A 17,283-nucleotide genomic window follows, 5' to 3' on the forward strand; every position below is an offset into this window, starting at 1 on the left:
CGGAAGGATGAAATGTCCGCAGACAACGCCTTCGACGTCGTGGTGATCGGGGCGGGACCAATCGGCCAGACCACCGCCGAACGTGCTCGTGCCGCAGGCCTCGCCGTTGCCGTGGTGGAGCGTGAGCTCGTGGGCGGCGAATGTTCCTACTGGGCCTGCGTGCCCAGCAAGGCGCTGCTGCGCCCGGTGATCGCGCTGTCGGACGCCCGCCGAATCGACGGCGCCCGCGAGGCGGTAACCGGATCCCTCAGCCCGGCCGGTGTTTTCACCCGTCGCAACCGTTACGTCACCGACTGGGACGACAGCAGCCAGGCCGACTGGGTGCGCGGAATCGGCGCGACGCTGGTGCGCGGCCACGGGCGGTTGGACGGCCCGCGGCGGGTCGCCGTCACGGCGCCCGGCGACGACCGGGTGACGCTGACCGCGCGCCACGCCGTCGTCATCTGCACGGGCAGTCGGCCGTCCCAGCCCGACCTACCCGGAATCCGCGAGGTCAACCCGTGGACCAACCGCCAGGCAACCGACAGCAGCGACGTACCCGGGCGGCTCGCGGTCGTCGGCGGCGGCGGTGTCGGCGTCGAAATGGCCTTCGCGTGGCGGGGACTGGGCTCACAGGTGACCCTGCTGGTCAGGAGGTCGGGCCTGCTGCCACGCATGGAGCCGTTCGTGGGTGAGCTGATCAGCCGCGGCCTCGTCGAAGCGGGCGTGGACGTGCGCGTGGGGGCGGCGGTCCGCGCGCTGCGCCGGCCGGCGGGCGGACCGGTGACCCTCGAACTGAACGACGGCGCCGAGCTGCACGTCGACGAGGTGCTCTTCGCGACGGGCCGGGCACCGCTCACCGATGACATCGGCCTGGACTCGATCGGGTTGACCCCGGGCAGCTGGCTCGGCGTCGACGACACGTGCCGGGTGCGGGCTGTCGGGGAGGGCTGGCTCTATGCCGCGGGCGACGTCAACCACCGAGCGCTGCTTACCCATCAGGGGAAGTATCAGGGGCGTATCGCGGGCGCGGCCATCGGGGCACGGGCGGCGGGCGTCCCGCTGGACACCTCCCCGTGGGGCGCGCATGCGACGACCGCCGATCATTTGGCGGTGCCGCAGGCGTTCTTCACCGACCCGGAGGCCGCCGCGGTAGGCATGACGGCGGAGCAGGCCGAGCGCGCCGGCCTGCGTGTACGTGTGGTGGATATCGAGATCGGCGACGTCGTCATGGGCGCCAAGCTCTACGCCGACGGGTACACCGGACGGGCCCGGATGGTCGTCGACCTAGACCGGGGCTGCCTAGTCGGCGTGACCATGGTCGGTCCGGGTGTCACCGAGCTGCTGCACTCGGCCACGATCGCCGTCGCGGGCCAGGTTCCCGTCAACCGGCTCTGGCACGCCGTACCCTGCTTCCCGACGATCAGCGAGCTGTGGCTGAGGCTGCTCGAGGCCTACCGGGACGCGCCGGGCGATAATTGACGTATGCCAGCATCGGACGGGTTTCACCCCGACTTCGAAACGAACACAACGCAAATCGAGCGCAACCGGGTCCACCACATCACGGCGTCGGAGATCAGTTCCGACACCGCACAATCGGAAGGACTCCGCCGCTTCGCCGCGCTGAGCGGCAAATCGGTCGGAGCGGAGAAGCTGTGGATGGGCGAGACACACGCGTCACCGGGGACTGCCTCGGCGAACCATCATCACGGCGACTCGGAGACCGCGATCTATGTGCGCAGCGGCAACCCGGAGTTCGTTTTTCACGACGGCGACCGCGAGGTGCGCATCTCCACGGCCCCCGGCGACTACGTTTTTATCCCGCCGTACGTGCCACACCGCGAGGAAAACCCCGCGGCCACGCCGGCAGAGGTGGTGATCGCGCGCAGCAGTCAGGAGGCGATCGTGGTCAACCTGCCCGAGCTGTATCCGCTGAGAGACGATTAATAGACCGCGATCTCGACGAGGTTCCCGTCGGGGTCCCGGCAGTAGTGCGAGGTCATCGCCCCCAGAGCCCCGGTCTTGGTGACGGGTCCGGCGACGATCTCCAAACCTTGCGCGACCAGGTGCGCATGGACATCTTGTGCGCTGGCGCGGGTGACGAAGCACAGGTCTTCGGAGCCGGCCGCCTCGACCACGCCGGTGACCCAGTCGGGATCGTCCGCTAGCGCCCCGATCGGTCGCAGGTTGATCTTCTGGTCGCCGAAACGCAGCGCGGTCCGGTTCGACGGCCCGAACGTCTCGCGCCTCATCCCCAGGACCCGCTCGTACCACGACGCCGTCTCCTCGACATCGTTGCAATTGATCACAATGTGGTCGAATCGTTCCACCGCGAACGCCACTGCAGCCTCCCCGAGCGTCACCGCGCCGCCGGGCATCGGCGGCCTCGTCGTACAACCCCTACCGCGCGGACCCCATTTCCCACGCTTGTTGACAAGACGTTTTAATACGACCTACGGCCGCCACCGGACTCGACCTCGATTCCGTCGAATTGGCGATACGCCGCGGCAGTGTCCCGGCAAGCACCCAGCTGGCCGAAGCGCTGAAGGCGGCGACCGTCAAGCAACGGGTGCAAAGCGGCGGCCGCCTGCCCCGGACAATGCCCGAACCCGTCGCCGGCATCGTCGAGCTGCGTGGTCCCGGCCGGACGTAACCTCGCTCGCGTCCGCGCCGGTACCGCGTCGCTCAGCAAATTCTCAACCGATTCTTCGCTCACGCATTGCCTGGCTCAAAGCGTGCGCAAAGTCACTGGCCCGAACATGATTTCATGACGAGTGAGCCCTCGGGCGCCAACCTGATCGAACGCTACCTCCGAACCCGTGGCAGCCGGTATTTCCGGGGCCATCACGACGGTGATTTCTTCTACGTCGCCAATACCCGACCCCGCCGGCTGCACGTGCATCTCGAGATGTCACCCCCACACGGCGACTTGCTGATCATCCGGGTGGCCCCGGCATCGTTCTTTCCGGCCGCGGAGCGGTCGTGGCTGACACACTTCGCCGACACGTGGAACCGCGGGGAGCGGGAGGTCACCGCGCTGGTGCACGACTCGACGGATCCGCAACGAATCGGCTTGCTGGCGCGCAGATCTCAATGGATTCGCGAAGGCGTCTCCTTCGAGGACTTCGCCTCCTTCGTCGATGCGGCGATCGCGGATGCGATCGACCTCTTCGGGCAGCTGACCCCGGTGGCCGAGTTACCGGCGCGGCCATTGCTGCAAGACGCGAGCTGAGCGCCAGGCCGCTCAGGCGGCGAGCACGGCGTCCAGTGCCGAGTAGAACAGGCCCAGTCCGTCGTCGGACGGACCGGTCAGCGCCTCGATGGCGTGCTCGGGGTGGGGCATGAGCCCGACGACCCGGCCGTTGGCCGAGCTGACGCCGGCGATGTCGCGCAGCGAGCCGTTGATGTTCTCGTGGTAGCGGAACACCACGCGCCCCTCGCCCTCGAGCTCGTCGAGCACCTCGACGGGGGCCACGTAACGACCCTCGCCGGACTTCAACGGGACAAGTAGGTCGGCGTCCGGCTCGAAGCGGGACGTCCACGCCGTCGACGTCGAGGCGACCCGCAGCCACACATCCCGGCAGACGAAGTGCAGGCCGGCGTTCCGGGTGAGGGCACCGGGCAGCAGGCCGGCCTCGCAGAGCACCTGAAAACCGTTGCAGATACCCAGCACCGGCATGCCGCCCCGGGCGGCCTCGATGACCTCGGCCATCACCGGGGCGAACTTGGCGATCGCCCCGGCGCGCAGGTAGTCGCCGTAGGAGAAACCGCCGGGCACGACCACGGCATCGACGCCCCGGAGGTCGGCGTCGGCGTGCCACAGGCTGACTGGCTCGGCGCCCACCCGCCGCGCCGCACGGGCGGCGTCGACGTCGTCGAGCGTCCCCGGAAAGGTAATCACGCCGATGCGAGCGCTCACTCAGTCTCCCGGCTGATCGTCCACTCCTCGATCACGGTGTTCGCCAAGAGCGACTCGGCGATCTCGGCGAGCGCCGAGTCATCGACAGTTTCGTCGACCTCGAGCTCGAACCTCTTGCCCTGCCGCACTTCCGAGATTCCCGGGTGACCGAGCCGGCCGAGCGCGCCGACGATCGCCTGACCCTGCGGGTCGAGAATCTCCGCCTTGGGCATCACGTTAACGACCACCCGGGTCACCGGCGCTCCTCCTCATGCTCTGTTCCGCAGTCACTCTACCGGCCGCTACCTGCGGAAGGGGCTCACGGGCACGAGGCGATGTAAGCGTCACACAGCGGCGCGGTCATGGCGTCCAGAACCGGGTCGTCGGCCAGCGCCGGCCAGGCGACCTGCGGCGGACCCGTCGACCACAGGGTGAGCTCGCTGATCGTGCTGCTCGCCACGTGGGCGAGCAGATAGGTATGCACGATGACGGGGCCGCTGATCACCGCGGCCGCGCGGGTCGGTCCGTCGCTGGTGATGGAGGGCGACTGCTGCGGCGCCCGCTGCTGGCAGGCGCGCAGCGCGGCGACGGCACCGTCGAAGACCGAGGCCGCTATCGCACCACCGTGTGCCGTGTCACCACGCCAGTGCAGAATCTGCGCCTGCAACTGCCACTGCCCGTCCGGGTGGGCCACCGTCGCCCGGGCCGCGACCGCGAAGTCGCGGGGGTCCTGCGGTCGGGGCGGGGTGGCGCACAAATCCTCGAACCGGAATCGGGGCGCGGTCGCGACCCCCGTCGGAGCAGCCGCGATCCCGGGCAGAGCCGGCCAGTTGTACGCCGCGTCCAGGGGCACGGATTGCGGATGGATCCATGCGGTGTCCGGGATCTGGTCACAGAGGGGCGGGCAGGCCTGAGGTTCGGCGTGTGCGTGCACCGGCACGATCAGGGCCACCGTGAGGCCGCCGGCGACCAGGATCGCCAGGATCACCCGCATCGGCATCACCCTCCGTCGAGGCACAATCGTAGACATGCAGCTGACGCATTTCGGCCATTCGTGCCTACTCGCCGAGTTCGGCAACACCCGTTTGCTCTTTGATCCCGGCACGTTCTCGCATGGTTTCGAGGGCATCACCGGCCTGACCGCCATCGTCGTCACCCACCAGCACCCCGACCACGTCGACGTTACGCGGCTGCCGTCGCTGCTCGAAGGGAACCCGGACGCCGCCCTGTACGCCGATCCCCAGACCACCGCACAGCTCGGTCAACCCTGCCGGGAGGTGCATGTCGGCGACGAGCTACAAATCGGCGGGCTGACCGTGCGGGCCGTGGGCGGCAAGCACGCCGTGATCCACCCGGAAATCCCGGTGATAGAGAACATTTCGTACCTGGTAGGCGATGGAGAGCATCCCGCAAGGTTCATGCATCCCGGCGACGCGCTCTTCGTTCCCGACGAGCCAGTGGACGTGTTGGCCACCCCGGCGGCGGCCCCATGGATGAAGATCTCCGAGGCGGTCGACTACCTGCGTGCGGTGGCGCCGCAGCGCGCCGTGCCGATCCACCAGGGGGTCGTCGCACCGGAGGCCAGGGGCATCTACTACGGGCGGCTCAGCGAGATGACCAGCACCGACTTCCAGGTGCTCCCCGAGGAGGACGCGGTCACCTTCTGACCGCGAGCGCCACCCCCGCTCCCCGCCGAGCAGACGCAAAAGCCCCCGACACGCCGAGCGTGCGGGGGCTTTTGCGACTGCTCGCGGTTTCTAGGTGATGTCGTCGGCGGCGCCGCGGCCGGCGGCACGTCCGGAGAAGATGCAACCCCCCAGGAAGGTGCCTTCCAGGGCGCGGTAGCCGTGCACACCGCCCCCGCCAAACCCGGCGACCTCGCCTGCCGCGTATAGGCCGGCCAGCGGAGTGCCGTCACCCCTCAGCACCCGGCCGCTCAGATCAGTCTCGATGCCGCCCAACGTTTTCCGCGTCACGATGTGCAGCTTGACCGCGATCAGCGGGCCCGCCTTGGGATCGGCGAGCCGGTGCGGCGCGACCACCCGGCCGAGCCGGTCGCCGAGGTAGCCGCGGGCGGCGCGGATCGCGGTGATCTGCCCGTCCTTGCTGAACTTGTTGGCCACCTCGCGGTCGCGGGCGGTCACCTCGGCCTCCACCGTGGCGTAGTCCAGGGGCTCCACATCCGGCAGATTGTTCATCCCGGTCACCAACTCGCGCAACGAATTTGCGCTCACGAAGTCCACGCCCCGGTCGATGAAGGCCTGGACCGGCGCGGGCGGCCCGGAGCTCGCCCGGTTGCGCACCAACTCGCGGACGCTCCGCCCGGTCAGGTCGGGGTTCTGTTCCTGGCCGGAGAGCGCGAACTCCTTTTCGATGATCTTGGCGTTCAAGAGGAACCAGGTGTAGTCGCACCCCGATTTGGTGATGTATTCCAACGTGCCGAGGGTGTCGAATCCCGGATAGAGCGGGACGGGCAGCCGTTTCCCGGCCGCGTCGAGCCACAGCGACGACGGGCCCGGGATGATCCGGATGCCGTGCAGCGGCCAGATCGGGTCGTAGTTCGTGATGCCCTCGGTGTAATGCCACATTCGGTCGGGGTTGATCACCCGCGCGCCGGCCTGCCGGGAAATCGCGATCATCCTGCCGTCGACGTGCGCCGGCACCCCGCTCAGCAGCTGCTGCGGGACGCGGCCCATCCGCGCCGGCCAGTTCTTTCGCACCAGGTCGTGATTACCGCCGATGCCACCGCTGGTCACGATGACGGCCGATGCACGGAATTCAAACTGGCTCACACTATTTCGCGATGATGGCACACCCCGCGACGCGGTCGAGGGCTCCAGCACCGTTCCCCGCACCCCCGTGACCGCATTACCCTCGAGGATCAGCTCGTCGACCTGGTGGCGGTGCGCGAAGCGCACGGTCGAGCGGTCCCGCAGCTGCCGGGCGAAGATGTCCACCAGAGCCGGGCCCGTGCCCCAGGTGATGTGGAAGCGCGGCACCGAATTGCCGTGCCCCTGAGCGTCGTAACCGCCCCGCTCGGCCCAGCCGACCAGGGGGAAGATCTTGAGGCCCCGGGCGCGCAGCCAGCTGCGCTTCTCCCCGGCCGCGAAATCGACATACGCGTGCGCCCATTGTCGTGGCCAGAAGTCCTCGGGGCGGTCGAAAGCCGCCGTGCCGAGCCAGTCCTGCAGGGCGAGCTCGTGGCTGTCCCGGATGCCCAGGCGGCGCTGTTCGGGGCTGTCCACGAAGAACAGGCCCCCGAACGACCAGAACGCCTGCCCACCCAGGTTGGCGCTGTTCTCCTGGTCGAGAATTAGCACGCGCAGCCCGCGGTCGACCAGCTCACACGCCGCCACCAGGCCCGACAGGCCCGCCCCGACGATGATCGCGTCAGCGGCGAAGCCCGCGGCCGAAGAATGGCTCATGTCGCAACAGGCTAGTGCCCGGTCCTGGCCGCCCGGCCGGACGCCGGGTCAGGCGGCGTCGAGGACCGCTTTATCGGACCGCCAGCTGTACACCGTGGGGTCGCACCCGTGCATCAGCGCCAGGTCGACCGAGTCCAGCATGGCCTGTAGTGGCCCGGGCTTGCGCAGTTGTCGGGCCGCCACCGCGACCCGCACCACTCCCCCGCGGCGCGCGATCCGCTCGGCGGACAGGACCACCATGCGACACCACCACGGTTCGGTCAGGAAGCCCTCGCCGATGCCCAGCACGCGGCTGCGCACGGTGTCGTGGCGGACCAGGTCGGTGATCCCGTGCAGGTCGGCCAGCAACCGGAACCCGTTCCGCGGTAACGCCTTCACCACGCCGGGTGACACCACCCAACCGGGCGCCGCGAACAGCCGGGTGCGCAGCCCCAGGTGTTCGAGCACCCGGTCGGCGCCCATCAACCGCAGGTTGGCCTCGTGCGCGCGCAGGACGGCGAACTCGCCGCGGCGCTTCTTGGTAGCGGGGTCGTCGAAGCCGTGCAGCACGATGGCGTCGCCACCGGCGCGCCGGGCGGTCAGCCACTCGACGGTCCTCGGGTCGTCGTCAAGCCGGTAGTCGGCCTTGAGCCGGGGGGCAACCAGCAACGACAGCGGGACGTTGCGGGCGTCCATCTGCGCGCAGAACGTCTCGACGTCGCCCAGGGTGCGTTCGCCTATCCCCGAGACCGAGACGATCAATTTTCCAGACACACCCGCAGTGTGCCGATCGCAGGTTTCCGAACGGTGAAGGACACGCAGACGGCAGGCGTACATACCACGAGGTCAGCGGCGGGCAAAGGGCCGCGCGCGCGGGTGGCGCTGCTCTGCCCGGCCGACCGGCGAACCGCCCATCCAGCAAACGCCTACCGGCACCGCAACGGGCGATCGGTTCGATATGCTAAGCAACGCCATGGAGAAGGCCCCCGCCGCGTCGGCCGACGCCCCGCCGTCCGACGCCCACACCGAGCCGCAGGGCGATCCGGCGTACCCCGACAGGCTGGACGCCGCCCTACTGCGGATCTCCGGCGTCTGCATCTTGGCCACCGTGATGGCGATCCTGGACGTCACCGTCGTCAGCGTTGCGCAACGCACGTTCATCCAGCAGTTCGACTCGTCGCAGGCCGTGGTCGGCTGGACGATGACGGGCTATACCCTGGCGCTGGCCACCGTCATCCCCATCACCGGCTGGGCGGCCGACCGGTTCGGCACCAAGCGGCTCTTCATCGGTTCGGTGGTGGCCTTCACGCTGGGTTCATTGCTGTGCGCGGTGGCGTGGGACATCCTGTCGCTCATCGTGTTCCGGGTGATCCAAGGCATTGGCGGCGGAATGTTGTGGCCGCTCGGCTTCATGATCTTGACGCGCGAGGCAGGTCCCCGCCGGCTGGGCCGGCTGATGTCGATCCTGAGCATCCCGATGCTGCTCGCCCCGATCGGCGGCCCGATCCTCGGCGGATGGCTCATCGACACCTCCAGCTGGCGATGGATCTTCCTGATCAACCTGCCGTTTGGGATCCTCACGCTGATCCTCGCGGCGGTGGTGTTTCCGAAGGACCATCCGGCCCGCTCCGAGACGTTCGACGTCGTCGGCGTGCTGTTGCTGTCGCCCGGCCTGGCGACCTTTCTGTTCGCGATGTCCTCGATTCCCGGCCGCGGCACCGTGGCCGATCGGCACGTGCTGATCCCTGCGGTCGTCGGCCTGGCGCTGATAGCCGCGTTCGTCGCCCACGCATGGCATCGCACCGATCACCCCCTGATCGACCTGCAGCTGTTCCGGAACCCCGTGCTCACCCAGGCCAATGTGACGATGCTGATCTTCGCCATCGCATTCTTCGGCGCCTGCCTGCTGCTGCCGAGCTACTTCCAGCAGGTTCGGCATAACACGCCGATGCAGGCCGGCGTGCACATGATCCCCCAGGGGCTCGGCGCCATGCTCACCATGCGGCTGGCCGGGCCCTTCGTGGACCGACGCGGCCCGGGCAAGATCGTGCTCGTCGGCATCGCCATGATCACGGTCGGCCTGGGCGGCTTCGCCTTCGGTGTCGCAAACCAGGTCCCGTACTGGCCCGTCCTGTTGATTGCCCTGACGATCACGGGCCTGGGAATGGGGTGCACGATGATGCCGCTGTCCGTGGCGTCGGTACAGGCGCTGGCACCGCACCAGATCGCCCGGGGCACCACCCTGATCACCGTCGGCCAGCAGGTGGGCGGCTCGATGGGGACCGCCCTGATGTCGATGATCCTGACCAACCAGTTCAACCGAAGCGAAAGCATCACCGCGGCAAACAAAGTCGCCGCCCTGCAGCAGAGGGCGGCCGCCACCGGGACCCCGGTCGACCCGGGCGCCGTCCCCCGACAGTCGCTTTCGCCCGGCTTCTGCGCCGAGGTGCTGCACGACCTCTCCCACGCCTACACGGAGGTGTTCGTCATCGCCGTCGCGCTGGTGGTGTTCACCGTGATCCCGGCCGCGTTCCTGCCGAAGAAGCCGGCCAGCCCGGCGTGGATTGAATAGTTATCCGCGCCGGCCGCCGCCGTAACGGTCGGGGTCGGCAACGGCCAGCAGCCAGGCGTATTGGAACGCGGTTTCCTGCCAGGACTTGTAGCGTCCACTGACTCCGCCGTGGCCCGCGTTCATCTGGGTCTTCAGTAGGATCGGTTTGCCGTCGGTGTTGGCGTGCCGCAGGGCCGCCACCCACTTGGCGGGCTCCACGTAGTAAACCCGGGTGTCGTTCAAAGACGTCATCGCCAGGATCTCCGGGTACGGCCGAGCGGCGACGTTCTCGTACGGCGAATACGACTTCATGTAGCCGTAGACGTCTTTGTCGCTCAGCGGGTTTCCCCACTCGTCCCATTCGGTGACGGTCAGCGGCAACGAGGGGTCCAGGATGGTGGTCAGCGGGTCGACGAACGGCACCTGCGCGAGGATGCCGGCGAACAGGTCCGGCGCCAGGTTGGCCACCGCGCCGACCAGCAGTCCGCCCGCGCTGCCGCCCAGCGCCACGAGCCGGTGCGGGCGGGTGACCCCGGAGTCGACCAGATGCCGCGCCGCCGCGACGAAGTCGGTGAACGTGTTCTTCTTCTCCAGCAGCTTGCCGCGCTCGTACCACAGCCGGCCCATCTCACCACCGCCGCGGACGTGCGCGATGACGAACACCATGCCCCGGTCCAGCAGCGACAGCCGGGCGATCGAAAAGCTCGGGTCGGTGCAGATCTCGTAAGCGCCGTAGCCGTACAGCAGCGTCGGGGCCGGGAATTCGATTCCGGCGCGATGAACGATCGACAGCGGGATCCGGGTCCCGTCGTCGGCGAGCGCCCAGTCGCGCCGCTCGACGTAGTCCTCGGGCCGGTACCCCCCGAGGACGGGCTGTTCGCGCAGCAGCGTGCGCTCGCCCGTGGCGAAGTCCACGTCGTAGATCCGCGCGGGGGTCGCCAGCGACCCCGCGGCGATCCGCAGTTTGGGCGCGTCCCACACCGGATTCCAGCCGACGCCGGCCGACATCAGTTCGGAGTCGAACGAGATCTCGCGCGGCTCACCGTACTCGCGGCCGGACTCGATGGGCCACAGCTGGATTCGCGGCAGCGCCGCGCGGCGATAGCTGACGACCAGGTGGCCGGCGAAGGCGTCCACCCCGTCGAGGCGAACATCGTCACGATGCGGGATCAGCGTGCGCTGCCGCGTCGGATCGCTGACCGGCGCCTCGGCGAGCGTGAAGTTCACCGCAGCGTCGTTGTGCAGGATCAGGAACCGGTCCTCGCCGCCGACCACGGCGTGCTCTACCGCGTATTCGACACCGTCGCGCCTCGGCAGCACGACGGTGAATCGCGCGTCGGGGTCTGTCGCGTCGGCGTAGTGGTATTCGGAGGTGATGGAGGATCCCGAGGCGATGAGGACGTAAGAGTCGCTCCGGGTGAGTCCGACGCCGAGCCAAAACCGTTCGTCCGCTTCGTGATACACCAGCTCCGAAGGCTGGCCGGAACCCAGCCGGTATCGCCACACCTTGTCCGGGCGGTGGGCCGCGTCCAGGGTCAGGTAATACACGGTGCGGTTGTCTGCCGCCCACGTCGCCCCCGCGGCGATATCGGCGATCTCGTCCGGGAACAACTCGCCAGTGCGCAGGTCCTTAAACCGAAGCGTGTAGCGCTCGTCGCCGACGGTGTCGACGGAATAGGCCAGCAGGTTGCCGTCCATGCTGATCCGGGCGGCACCGAGCGCGAAGAACTCGTGACCCTCGGCCTCGGCGTTCGAATCGAGCAGAACCTGCTCGCCGGGGATCTCGGTATCCTCCTCCAAGACCGGGGGGTCCCAGTCGTCGGGATCCACTACCGGACAACGACACTGGACGCGGTACTGCTTGCCCTCGAAAGTGCGGGCGTAATACCACCATTCGCCCTGCCGCGTCGGCACCGACAGGTCGGTTTCCTTCGTGCGGGCCTTGATCTCGTCGAAGATCTTCTGCCGCAAGGGCTCGAGGTGGGCGGTCACCTTGTCGACGTAGTCGTTCTCGGCCTCGAGATGGGCGATGACCTCCGGGTCACCCTTCTCGCGCAGCCACTCGTAGGGGTCGACGAAGACATCGCCGTGGTGCTCCCGCGACGTGTTCACCCGCTTGGCGACGGGCGGGACGGGGGTGTCGGACAGCGCGTCGGTCATGCGACGGGTCCGATCCAGTCACCGAAGCTGAGGCCGGAGATGCGTTCGTACGCCTCGATGTAGCGATTCCGGGTGGCCTCGATGATGCCGGCGGGCAGGGGCGGCGGGGGTTGCGCGCCGTGCCGGTCCCACCCGGACTCGGGGCCGGTCAGCCAGTTACGGACGAACTGCTTGTCGAAGCTGGCCTGCACAACACCGGGCCGATAGTCCCCGGCGGGCCAATACCGCGACGAATCCGGCGTGAAGATCTCGTCGGCCAGCAGCAGATTGCCACCCGCGTCGGTACCGAACTCGAACTTGGTGTCCGCGATGATGATTCCCTTCGTAAGTGCATGGCCCGCGGCCTGCGCGTAGATCGTGAGCGTCCGGTCGCGCAGTTCGTCGGCGCGCGCCTTGCCTACCAGTTCGACGACCCGGTCGAACGAGATGTTCTCGTCGTGGTCGCCCAGCGCCGCCTTCGTGGCGGGGGTGAACAGCGGTTCGGCGAACCGGCTGGCCTCGACCAGCCCCGGCGGCAACGTGATGCCGCAGACCGTCCCCGTGGCCTGGTAGTCGAGCAGCCCTGAGCCGGTCAGGTAGCCGCGGGCGACGCATTCCACCGGAAGCATCTCCAGGCGGCGCACCACCAGCGCGCGGCCGAGCACCTCGTCGGGGATGCGCGGGTCGTCCGGCGGCCCGGCCAGGTGGTTCGGAGTGTCGGTGAGACGGGAGATGAGGCCGAAGAAGAAGACGCTCATCGCGGTCAGGATGCGGCCCTTGTCCGGGATGATGCTGTCCAGCACGTAGTCGTACGCCGAGATCCGGTCGGAGGCGACCAGCAGCAGGTGCTCGTCGTCGACGCGGTAGATCTCTCGGACCTTGCCGCTGGCCAGGTGCTCGTAATCGGACAGTGCGGGACGCATCGGGCCAGCCTATCCGGCGCCGCTCCCCCGGCCCTGTGCTGGTATGAGGGCTATGACATCGCGGACATCGCGCTATTTGCCCTACTCGACCCGACCTGGCCGGTTGCTGGTCCAGCTGTTCAGCGATTTCGTCGTCGTCGTGTGGACGGCGCTGTGGCTGATCGTCGGCGCGGCCGTGCACGATGCCATCGCCACCATCGCCGAGGCCGGCAGGCAGGTCGAGAGCGGCGCGCACGGCATCGCGGGCAACCTGGAATCGGCGGGCCACGGCGCGCAGCACATCCCGCTCCTCGGGGATGCGGTGAGCAACCCCCTCACCTCGGCGAGCCACGCCGCCCTGGACATCGCGGGAGCCGGGCACAGCCTGGACACGACGGCGAGCTGGCTGGCGGTGCTGCTCGCCATGGCGGTCTCCTCGCCGCCGATACTCGTAGTCGCCGCGCCGTGGCTTTTCCTGCGGCTGCGGTTCTTTCGGCGCAAGTGGACCGTGTCCGCGCTGGCCGCCACCGCGGCCGGCGAGCAACTGCTGGCGTTGCGGGCGTTGACGAACCGGTCCCCGCGCAAGCTGACCGCCGCGATCGCGGACCCCGTCGGTGGTTGGCGCCGCGACGATCCCCTCACCATTCGCGCGCTGGCCCTCCTCGAGCTGCGTGCCGCCGGGATCAGGCTGCGCGCCTGGTAGGCGACCGCGAGATTCAACGCTGGCGGGCGAGCCTGTCGGCTCGCCAGCACCACGCCCGCATGGGCACGTCGATCCTCTCGACTCCGGGGAAGCGCGCCGCCAACGTGGCGCGCGCGTGGGCCAGCGCCTCCGCACGGTCGCCTTCCGAGGCGACGATCGCCCCGCTGTAGGTGCCCAGCATCGCCACGACGTCCTCGGCGCTCATCGCGCGCTCGAATCGGAATACCTCTCGTGCGACGTTGTCGAAGATCCGCGGTTCCGGAAGCTCGAAATGCAGGCGGCGCCGGAACCGCTCCGCCGAGCCCGCCTCACAGGGCTCCCGGCCGGGCAGGCGATCGAGATCGCGGACCCAGTCCACGTCGCGGTCCCGGCTGGTCCAGATCAGGCCGAACCGGCCACCGTCGCGCAACACCCGTCCGATCTCGGGGATCGCGCGGTCCGCGTCCATCCAGTGCCAGGCCGACGAGACGAACACCGCGTCCGCCGAGGCGTCGGGCAGCGGGATGGATTCGCCGCGACCCTCGACGACACGCACGCCCGTGGTCCGGTCGGTCAGCACCTTTCGCATCCGCGCGTCCGGCTCGACCGCGACGACCCGGGGCGCCCGGCCCACCAGCCTGCGGGTGAACAACCCGGTGCCCGCGCCCACGTCGACGGCCACCTCGCAACCGTCGGGAATCAGCCAGTCCACCGCCTCCGGCGGGGCCTCCGGTCGTAGCTCGTCGTAGTCCTCGGCGATCGACCCGAAGGACGTTGCGCGTTCTCGGCGATCCGTCACACCCGCCAAAGGTAGTCGCGCCCGGCGTCGGCTCGACATCGGCGAGCCGGGGTCACGCTTCCTCGCGCAGTTCCACGACGAGGTGTCGGATCCCGGTGTGCCGATTGCTGCGAGTCCACTCGACGGGCCGCACCACCCGCACGGCGGAAAACCGCGACAGCAGTTCCTCGAACAGCACGCGCAGCTCCAGTCGGGCCAAGTTGGCGCCCAGGCAATAGTGCACACCCTGCCCAAAGCCCAGGTGCGGGTTGGGCTTCCGGGTGACATCGAACTCGTCGGGCCGGTCGAACGCGTCGGCGTCGCGGTTCGCCGAGCCCTCCCAGATCTGGACCTTCTGGCCGGCTTCGATGCGCTGGCCGCCCAGGGTGACGTCGCGCGTGGCGGTGCGCCGCTTCGACGGCGAGGGCGAGGTCCACCGCACCATCTCCTCGACGGCCGTGGGCAGAGCACCGAGATCCGCACGCAGCGTACGCATTTGCTGCGGATGCTCGGCGAGGGCGAGCAGGCCGCCCGCCACCGCGTTGCGCGTCGTCTCCGCGCCGGCACTGAACAGCAGGCTGAAGAATAGGTACAACTCGAGGTCGGACAGGGGCAGGCCGCCCGCCGCATCGGCGTCGGCGTTCGCGACGACGGAGAGCATGTCGTCGGTCGGCTTCTCGCGCTTGGACGCGATGAGTTCCTGGCCGTAGGCGTACATCCGCGACCCGGCCTCCTCCACAGACAACTGCGAGAGAGACGCCTTGCGTGAGCCGCCGAAGTCGAATTGCGGCTCGATGGCCTCGAAGAGCCAATGCCGTTCGGCCTCGGGCACTCCGAGCAGGATGCAGATCATCTGCATCGGCAGCTCGGCGGCGACGTCGAGCAGGAAGTCGAACGGCTCGCCCGGGACCACCGCGTCCAGCAGGCGGCGCGCCCGCGCCCGCAGGTCGTCCTCGACGCGGCGGATCATCCGCGGCGTCAGCCCGGAACTGACCAGCCGCCGGATCTGCGAATGCCGCGGGTCGTCCATCATGTTGAGCACCTGGCCCGCGATGGCCAGGTCCTGCAGCAGCGTGCCCCCGAACGGCCGCCCGCCGCCCGTCATCGAGGAGAAGGTGACCGGATCCTTCAGCACGGCAAGCGTTTCCGCGTACGTGGCGACGGACCAGAAGCCCTCCCCGTCGGGGGTGTTGTCGGTCGCCTCATGCCAGTACACCGGTGCGTGACGCCGATGCACGTCGAAGAGGTCGTGCGGAAACCCGTTGGCGAAGTTGTCCAGATCGGTGAAGTCGATGCCCGAGAGCGCACCGGCGAGGGTCACAGGATCGCCCCGGGCGCGTACTTCGCGGCATCGGGGTAGCGGCCCACTAATTCCTCCACCGCCGCGGCCACCGCGTCCACCTGGTCCCCGGCGGCGCCCGTGAACGCCTTCCTGTCGGCCAGCGCGGCGTCGAGCGCGGCCCGGTCCAGCGGCAGCCGCTCGTCGGCGGCCAATCGGTCGAGCAGGTCGGGTTCGGCGCCGCGCTCCCGCATCGCCAGTGCCGTCGCCACGGCGTGTTCGCGGATCACGTGATGGGCGGCCTCACGCCCCATGCCCGCCCGCACGGCCGCGATCAACACCTTGGTGGTGGCCAGGAACGGCAGGTAACGATCCAGTTCGCGCTGGATCACGGCGGGGTAGGCGCCGAATTCGTCGAGCACCGTGAGGAAGGTCTCGATCTGCCCGTCGACGGCAAAGAAGCTGTCGGGCAATGCGACTCGGCGTACCACCGAGCAGAACACGTCGCCCTCGTTCCACTGCGCGCCGGCCAGTTCGGCGGCCATGGAGCCGTAACCGCGCAGCACCACCTGCAATCCGTTGACCCGTTCGCAGCTGCGGGTGTTCATCTTGTGCGGCATCGCCGACGAGCCGACCTGCCCCGGCGCGAAGCCCTCGGTGACGAGTTCGTGCCCGGCCATCAGCCGGATGGTGTGCGCCAACGACGACGGGCCCGCACCGAGCTGGACGAGCGCCGAGATCACGTCGTGGTCCAGCGAGCGCGGATAAACCTGTCCAACACTCGTCAAAACCGTTGCAAATCCGAGAAATTCGGCGATCCGGCGTTCCAGGACGGACAGCTTGACCACGTCACCGCCCAGCAGATCAAGCATGTCCTGCGCGGTGCCCATCGGTCCTTTGATGCCGCGCAGCGGGTAGCGGTCGATCAGTTCCCGCAGCCGCGTCAGCGCGATCAGCGTCTCCTGCGCCGCCGAGGCGAACCGCTTGCCCAGCGTGGTGGCCTGCGCGGCGACGTTGTGGCTGCGCCCGGCCATCACCAGGTCGCGATACCCCACCGCCTGCTCTGCCACGCGCGCCACCACCGCCACCCCGTGGGCGAAGACCAACTCGAGCGACCGCCGGACCTGCAGCTGCTCCACGTTTTCGGTCAGGTCGCGGCTCGTCATGCCCTTGTGCACGTGCTCGTGCCCGGCCAGCGCGTTGAACTCCTCGATGCGGGCCTTGACGTCGTGGCGCAGCACCCGTTCGCGGGCCGCGATCGACGCCAGGTCGACGTCCTCGATCACCCGTTCGTAATCGGCGACCGCCTGCGGCGGCACTTCCACACCGAGTTCCGCCTGTGCCCGCAGCACGGCAAGCCACAGTCTCCGCTCGGCGACGATCTTCGCCTCTGGCGACCAGATGGCGACCATCTCGGCGCTGGCGTACCTGGAGGCCAGCACGTTCGGAATGCTCACAAGCCCACAGCTTACGGGCGGACCCGCGCGCCGTTGGCGGGCGTTCCGCGCGCCGCTGGGGCCGAAGTGGCGCGTGTGACGCCCAGGCCGGGTCGGAAGCCGCGAGGCATAAACGTCTGCGACCGATATCGGCGTGGCGTCGCAGACGTTTATGTGCCGCGGGCAGATCGCGCGGCGAGGGCCAAGCCGTCGCGAGCCCGAGCCTCCCTACCCT

16 protein-coding genes and 2 pseudogenes are annotated in these 17,283 nt (G+C 68.9%); 7 read left to right on the forward strand and 11 right to left on the reverse strand.

Translation table 11 applies throughout. The annotated features are described in order from the left end of the window. The first annotated feature begins 12 nt into the window (after window positions 1-12). Window positions 13-1,461, forward strand: a complete 1,449-nt coding sequence (locus SKC42_RS01460) for a dihydrolipoyl dehydrogenase family protein (protein ID WP_330962534.1) — start codon at window positions 13-15, stop codon at window positions 1,459-1,461. 3 nt (window positions 1,462-1,464) lie between these two features. Then, complete coding sequence (locus SKC42_RS01465; protein ID WP_330962535.1) at window positions 1,465-1,926, forward strand: cupin domain-containing protein; 462 nt, start codon at window positions 1,465-1,467, stop codon at window positions 1,924-1,926. Here SKC42_RS01465 and SKC42_RS01470 read toward each other — a convergent pair. Then, window positions 1,923-2,357 (reverse strand): VOC family protein, encoded by a 435-nt coding sequence (locus SKC42_RS01470; protein WP_330962536.1) that lies wholly within the window; start codon window positions 2,355-2,357, stop codon window positions 1,923-1,925. The genes SKC42_RS01465 and SKC42_RS01470 overlap by 4 nt on opposite strands. 68 nt (window positions 2,358-2,425) lie before the next feature. Between SKC42_RS01470 and SKC42_RS01475 the strand changes: the two are divergent. Continuing rightward, window positions 2,426-2,572: pseudogene (locus SKC42_RS01475) on the forward strand (hypothetical protein); the annotation flags it as partial. Between the two features lie 174 nt (window positions 2,573-2,746). Next, on the forward strand, window positions 2,747-3,211 hold the full coding sequence (locus tag SKC42_RS01480; protein ID WP_330962537.1) for a YbjN domain-containing protein: 465 nt from the start codon (window positions 2,747-2,749) through the stop codon (window positions 3,209-3,211). Window positions 3,212-3,223: 12 nt separating this feature from the next. Here SKC42_RS01480 and purQ read toward each other — a convergent pair whose 3' ends face one another. The 3 genes and pseudogenes from purQ to SKC42_RS01495 form a co-directional block, all read right to left on the reverse strand. Next, window positions 3,224-3,898, reverse strand: coding sequence for a phosphoribosylformylglycinamidine synthase subunit PurQ (gene purQ / locus SKC42_RS01485; protein ID WP_330962538.1), 675 nt, complete (start codon window positions 3,896-3,898; stop codon window positions 3,224-3,226). Then, a complete protein-coding gene (purS, locus tag SKC42_RS01490) occupies window positions 3,895-4,134 on the reverse strand; it encodes a phosphoribosylformylglycinamidine synthase subunit PurS (RefSeq protein WP_330962539.1) in 240 nt (79 codons plus the stop codon). Before purS ends, purQ begins: the two co-directional genes overlap by 4 nt. A 62-nt stretch (window positions 4,135-4,196) precedes the next feature. Then, window positions 4,197-4,929 (reverse strand): annotated as a pseudogene (locus tag SKC42_RS01495) (ATPase). Here SKC42_RS01495 and SKC42_RS01500 point away from each other — a divergent pair. Further along, window positions 4,906-5,544 carry an MBL fold metallo-hydrolase gene (locus tag SKC42_RS01500; protein ID WP_330962540.1) on the forward strand — a complete coding sequence of 213 codons (639 nt, stop codon included), beginning with the start codon at window positions 4,906-4,908 and terminating at the stop codon, window positions 5,542-5,544. The pseudogene SKC42_RS01495 and the gene SKC42_RS01500 sit on opposite strands and share 24 nt — an antisense overlap. 90 nt (window positions 5,545-5,634) lie before the next feature. Here SKC42_RS01500 and SKC42_RS01505 read toward each other — a convergent pair whose 3' ends face one another. Further along, window positions 5,635-7,302, reverse strand: a complete 1,668-nt coding sequence (locus SKC42_RS01505) for an FAD-binding dehydrogenase (protein WP_330962541.1) — start codon at window positions 7,300-7,302, stop codon at window positions 5,635-5,637. Window positions 7,303-7,350: 48 nt separating this feature from the next. Next, entirely contained in the window at window positions 7,351-8,055 is a 705-nt protein-coding gene (locus tag SKC42_RS01510) for a DUF2334 domain-containing protein (protein WP_330962542.1), read from the reverse strand. 184 nt (window positions 8,056-8,239) lie between these two features. On the opposite strand from SKC42_RS01510, the gene SKC42_RS01515 reads away from it, so the two are divergent. Further along, a complete protein-coding gene (locus SKC42_RS01515; RefSeq protein ID WP_330962543.1) occupies window positions 8,240-9,853 on the forward strand; it encodes a DHA2 family efflux MFS transporter permease subunit in 1,614 nt (537 codons plus the stop codon). Here the strand turns inward: SKC42_RS01515 and SKC42_RS01520 are convergent, their stop codons facing one another. Further along, entirely contained in the window at window positions 9,854-11,992 is a 2,139-nt protein-coding gene (locus SKC42_RS01520) for a S9 family peptidase (RefSeq protein WP_330962544.1), read from the reverse strand. It abuts the gene before it with no gap. Beyond that, on the reverse strand, window positions 11,989-12,894 hold the full coding sequence (locus SKC42_RS01525; RefSeq protein ID WP_330962545.1) for a phosphoribosylaminoimidazolesuccinocarboxamide synthase: 906 nt from the start codon (window positions 12,892-12,894) through the stop codon (window positions 11,989-11,991). Before SKC42_RS01525 ends, SKC42_RS01520 begins: the two co-directional genes overlap by 4 nt. A 52-nt stretch (window positions 12,895-12,946) precedes the next feature. Between SKC42_RS01525 and SKC42_RS01530 the strand changes: the two genes are divergently transcribed. Beyond that, window positions 12,947-13,576 carry a hypothetical protein gene (locus SKC42_RS01530; RefSeq protein ID WP_330962546.1) on the forward strand — a complete coding sequence of 210 codons (630 nt, stop codon included), beginning with the start codon at window positions 12,947-12,949 and terminating at the stop codon, window positions 13,574-13,576. Window positions 13,577-13,589: 13 nt separating this feature from the next. Here the strand turns inward: SKC42_RS01530 and SKC42_RS01535 are convergent, their stop codons facing one another. Genes SKC42_RS01535 through purB form a run of 3 tightly spaced genes read right to left on the reverse strand, consistent with a single transcriptional unit; the run spans window position 13,590 to window position 17,069 of the window. Continuing rightward, a complete protein-coding gene (locus tag SKC42_RS01535) occupies window positions 13,590-14,354 on the reverse strand; it encodes a class I SAM-dependent methyltransferase (protein WP_330962547.1) in 765 nt (254 codons plus the stop codon). 52 nt (window positions 14,355-14,406) lie between these two features. Next, window positions 14,407-15,654, reverse strand: coding sequence for a cytochrome P450 (locus SKC42_RS01540; RefSeq protein ID WP_330962548.1), 1,248 nt, complete (start codon window positions 15,652-15,654; stop codon window positions 14,407-14,409). Next, window positions 15,651-17,069 carry an adenylosuccinate lyase gene (purB, locus tag SKC42_RS01545; RefSeq protein WP_330962549.1) on the reverse strand — a complete coding sequence of 473 codons (1,419 nt, stop codon included), beginning with the start codon at window positions 17,067-17,069 and terminating at the stop codon, window positions 15,651-15,653. Before purB ends, SKC42_RS01540 begins: the two co-directional genes overlap by 4 nt. Between the last annotated feature and the right edge of the window lie 214 nt (window positions 17,070-17,283).

Origin of the sequence: Mycobacterium sp. 050134, from assembly GCF_036409085.1 — a bacterium.
Classification (GTDB): domain Bacteria; phylum Actinomycetota; class Actinomycetes; order Mycobacteriales; family Mycobacteriaceae; genus Mycobacterium.

Bases quoted from the DNA above. Each gene is read 5' to 3' on its own strand.
- SKC42_RS01465 (WP_330962535.1), top strand. From the start codon at position 1,465: ATGCCAGCATCGGACGGGTTTCACCCCGACTTCGAAACGAACACAACG.
- SKC42_RS01460 (WP_330962534.1), top strand. From the start codon at position 13: ATGTCCGCAGACAACGCCTTCGACGTCGTGGTGATCGGGGCGGGACCA.
- SKC42_RS01470 (WP_330962536.1), bottom strand. From the start codon at position 2,357: ATGCCCGGCGGCGCGGTGACGCTCGGGGAGGCTGCAGTGGCGTTCGCG.
- SKC42_RS01520 (WP_330962544.1), bottom strand. From the start codon at position 11,992: ATGACCGACGCGCTGTCCGACACCCCCGTCCCGCCCGTCGCCAAGCGG.
- SKC42_RS01505 (WP_330962541.1), bottom strand. From the start codon at position 7,302: ATGAGCCATTCTTCGGCCGCGGGCTTCGCCGCTGACGCGATCATCGTC.
- SKC42_RS01515 (WP_330962543.1), top strand. From the start codon at position 8,240: ATGCTAAGCAACGCCATGGAGAAGGCCCCCGCCGCGTCGGCCGACGCC.
- SKC42_RS01525 (WP_330962545.1), bottom strand. From the start codon at position 12,894: ATGCGTCCCGCACTGTCCGATTACGAGCACCTGGCCAGCGGCAAGGTC.
- SKC42_RS01480 (WP_330962537.1), top strand. From the start codon at position 2,747: ATGACGAGTGAGCCCTCGGGCGCCAACCTGATCGAACGCTACCTCCGA.
- SKC42_RS01500 (WP_330962540.1), top strand. From the start codon at position 4,906: ATGCAGCTGACGCATTTCGGCCATTCGTGCCTACTCGCCGAGTTCGGC.
- SKC42_RS01530 (WP_330962546.1), top strand. From the start codon at position 12,947: ATGACATCGCGGACATCGCGCTATTTGCCCTACTCGACCCGACCTGGC.